At 49.8% G+C, this 3,368-nt stretch carries 4 protein-coding genes and 1 pseudogene; all 5 read right to left on the bottom strand.

What is annotated here, in order from left to right:
* Positions 1–358 (bottom strand): annotated as a pseudogene (locus Q0338_RS01555) (complement resistance protein TraT); the annotation flags it as partial.
* 109 nt (positions 359–467) lie between these two features.
* Positions 468–965 carry a TlpA disulfide reductase family protein gene (locus Q0338_RS01560; RefSeq protein WP_002950333.1) on the bottom strand — a complete coding sequence of 166 codons (498 nt, stop codon included), beginning with the start codon at positions 963–965 and terminating at the stop codon, positions 468–470.
* Positions 966–978: 13 nt separating this feature from the next.
* Positions 979–1,716, bottom strand: coding sequence for an ABC transporter ATP-binding protein (locus Q0338_RS01565; protein ID WP_298085225.1), 738 nt, complete (start codon positions 1,714–1,716; stop codon positions 979–981).
* Between the two features lies 1 nt (position 1,717).
* The gene (locus Q0338_RS01570) at positions 1,718–2,857 is read right to left on the bottom strand and encodes an FtsX-like permease family protein (protein ID WP_298085226.1); all 1,140 of its coding nucleotides are present in this window, start codon (positions 2,855–2,857) and stop codon (positions 1,718–1,720) included.
* Positions 2,844–3,368: FtsX-like permease family protein (locus Q0338_RS01575; RefSeq protein ID WP_298085227.1), on the bottom strand; the 525-nt coding region annotated here is incomplete at its 5' end. The genes Q0338_RS01575 and Q0338_RS01570, both read right to left, overlap by 14 nt.

Raw genomic sequence — 3,368 nt, forward strand, 5'->3', positions numbered from 1 at the left:
TGTATCCGTAGCCGCCCCAACCGTAACCCATATTCATGTACGCGCGCGGACGTTCGCGTCGCTCAAGGCGCTGCAAGCTCGCAAAATCGCCCATTATCACGACGTCTGCGCTCTTTTGATCCATGCTTTGCGTAAAGCCGTTTTGCAGTAGCTTGTTTCGCACGGTGTTTTCTAGGGTGTTTGCGTAGCCCGAGGAGTTTTTAAAGTAAACGTAGACGCTGCGAGAGGCTTTTTTCACGTCGCCGTTTGTGATGAAAATCGGCATCGTGCTTCTAGCGTAAAGCTCGGGCGTGCGGGGCTCGCCGCAGCCTACGAAAAAAATCGCAAATAGCAAAATAGAGAAAATTTTTAGTTTCATTTCGCGTCTCCTCGCTCAAATTTGACCGCCGCAAATTTAACGCGGACGGGTCAAATTTAGGATCAAATTTAAGCGTATTTTACTACTAAATCTTTACGTTTGAGTAAATTTATAATACCAGCTTGATCTCGTTTTCAAGAGTGGCTTTTGGAGTGAGTCCGATGAAGCGCTTTTTGAGATTGCCCTCGCCGTCAAAGACGAAGATCGCAGGCACGCCCATCACACCGCCGACTGCTTTGCTGAAATAATCGACCGAAACTTTATCGCTAATCACGTCGTAGTCGATATGGTGCTGCCTAACCATGTCGATATCTTTATCAAATCCAAGACTCGGTCCAAATATCCCGTAAACGCCGAATTTGTCCTTAAATTCGGAGTAAATTTCATTTACGATCGGAGCTTGCGCTACGCAGGCGCCGCAAGAAGTGCCGAAGAAAAAGAGCATATAGGGCTTGCCGTCCGTTTTAAGTCGCCTACCCTCGGGAAAATAGTGCGTATCTACGCCCTTTGGCGAGTTTAGGCTGATGTGGTGTTTGTCAAAGCCACTATTTCCACAGCCCGCTATCATCGCCGCCGCAAAGACTAATAATATATATTTTTTTATCATAATTCTCCCAAATTTAAACCGTCGCAAAGGCGCTTTGACCCTTTGGCTCGCTTGCTAGCCTCTCGCATGCCTCCGCGCGCTCGCCGTCGCTCACGTAGTGGATATTTTCCATCTTGCCGTGCCTTAGATAGACGATCTTGTCGCCAAACTGCCCAAGATCTGGGTTGTGCGTGATGAGCAGGATGGTTTTACCCTCGCTTCGTAGCTTTTGAAATAGCTCCAAAACTACGCGTTCGTTTGCTTCGTCGAGGTTGCCCGTCGGCTCGTCGGCTATCAAGATATCAGGATCGTTGATCAGGGCGCGCGCGATGCACAGACGCTGCTGCTCGCCGCCGCTAAGCTGACTCGGACGGTGATCTAGCCTATGTCCCAGTCCAACGCGCTCGAGCGCCTTTTTAGCGTCCTCTTCGTCCACGCTGCTGTGATAGTACTGCGCTATCATCACGTTTTCGACGCAGTTTAGGTAGGGGATGAGGTGAAACTGCTGAAATATCAGCCCGATCTTTTCGCGGCGAAATTTGAGCGTCTCCTCGTCGCTAAGCCTGCTAGCGTCGTCTCCGCCTAGCGTGTACGTGCCTGCGGTTGGCACGTCCATCAGCGAGAGGATATTTACCAGCGTACTTTTACCGCTACCGCTTGGGCCCATTATGCTAATCCACTCGCCGGCGTTTACGTCAAATGTGATGCCCTCTAGCGCCCTTACTTCGCCAAATCTTTTTTCTATCCCGTTTAATCTTATCGCGTATTGCATATCATTCTCCTCTTAAAATATCGGCCATCTTGTTTTCCAGCGCCCGTTTGATCGGATAGATCGAGGCCACGCCTGCAAAAACGAGCGAGATAACCATCGCTATCGGTATGCTCATAAATCTAAAATCGATGCTCGAATCAAAAATCGCGTAACCTAAAATTTGCGCCAAACCGTAGCCCAAAATAGCACCCGCCAAAGCCGCCGCAAACGCCGTGACGAAGGTCTCGACGCCGAACAAATTTAGCACGTTTTTCTTGCTAGCGCCCAGCGCTCTAAGCAGCGCGATCTCCTTTGAGCGCGAAAACAAAATCGCGCTTAGCGTCGTGTTTACGCACATTGAAGTGATGAGCAAGATAACAAAGCTAACAAGCGCCATCAAAAGCTTAATCTTATCCAAGATAAGTCCCTCTGATTTTGAAATTTTAGCCACGGGCTTAACCGAAATTTGCTCGTCGCTAAGGCTCTTGCCAAGCTCGCTGATGTAGTCAAATTTGCCCGTCACTACGGCCTCGGCGTAGTTTAGCGTGTTTGGCTCGTTTGCTATCTTTTGCGCTAGAGGCAGCGAGATGATGAGTAGCGAGTCCTCTTTGTCGCCGTCTTGCACGATGCCGCGGATCTTTACTTTTTCGCCCGCATTCGCGCCGATTTGCCTTACTTCGATCGTGTCGCCGACCTTAAATCCGCTTTGTTTGGCTAGATCGGTGCCGATTAGCGCGTTTCTCTCGTCAAAATCAAGCGTTATGCCCTGCCCCTCTTTGACCTCCAAAAACGGCTTAACCCGCGTTAGATCGCTAAATTTGACGCCCATAGCGATCGCGGTCGTTGGGCCTATGTTTACCTGCGTGAAAAGATATCCGCTCTGCCCGATTAGCTTGTCGCTTGGGATTTTGGCGATCTTTTCGTTAAATTTAGCCTCGTTTACCGCGTCGCTAACCGGGTCTGCGGGAGCGAAAACCACGTTTGCGCCGTAGCTTTTTAGTTCCTTCGTTACTTTTGAGTCGATATCCAGATATACGTTTACAAACGCCGCCGTCACGCACGCGCCAAGCAAGATAGAGACGATGATGACGCCCACTCTAGCCGCACCAAAGCGCAGGCTTTTAAAGATAACGTTATAAAAAAAGCCCTTATTTGCGATCATATAGCACCTCCGCAGGCAAGAGTTTGACGACGCTTCTCATCGGCACGAGCGAGCCCGCGATCGAGATAAGAAGCGCAAAAGCGATACTAAGCGGAAGCACGATCCACGCGATGCCGATGCCGTAGCCAAAGATACTGTAAGCTATCGCGTAGCTAAGCGCGTAGCCCAAAAACGCTCCCAAAATGCCCGCAAAAAACGCCACGACTAGGCTTTCGCTCGCAAAAAGGGCGTAAATTTCAAAGTTGCTAGCGCCTATGGCCTTTAGAAGGCCGATCTCTTTTTTACGTCTGTAAATTTCGCTAGTCATCAGCGATGTAATGCCGATAGAGGAGACCGCCAGTGCGATCACGCTAACGATACCCATTAGGCTTTGGATTTTTTTCACGATATTACTCTCGGCGTCGCTTACCTGCATCATCGCTTTTGCCGCTACGCCCGCGTAGTTCTCCTCGATCTGATAGGCTATGGAGCTAACATAGGCCGAGCAGTACCACATATCGTATTCGGCGCT

The organism is uncultured Campylobacter sp., from assembly GCF_938018145.1.
Classification (GTDB): Bacteria; Campylobacterota; Campylobacteria; order Campylobacterales; family Campylobacteraceae; genus Campylobacter_A.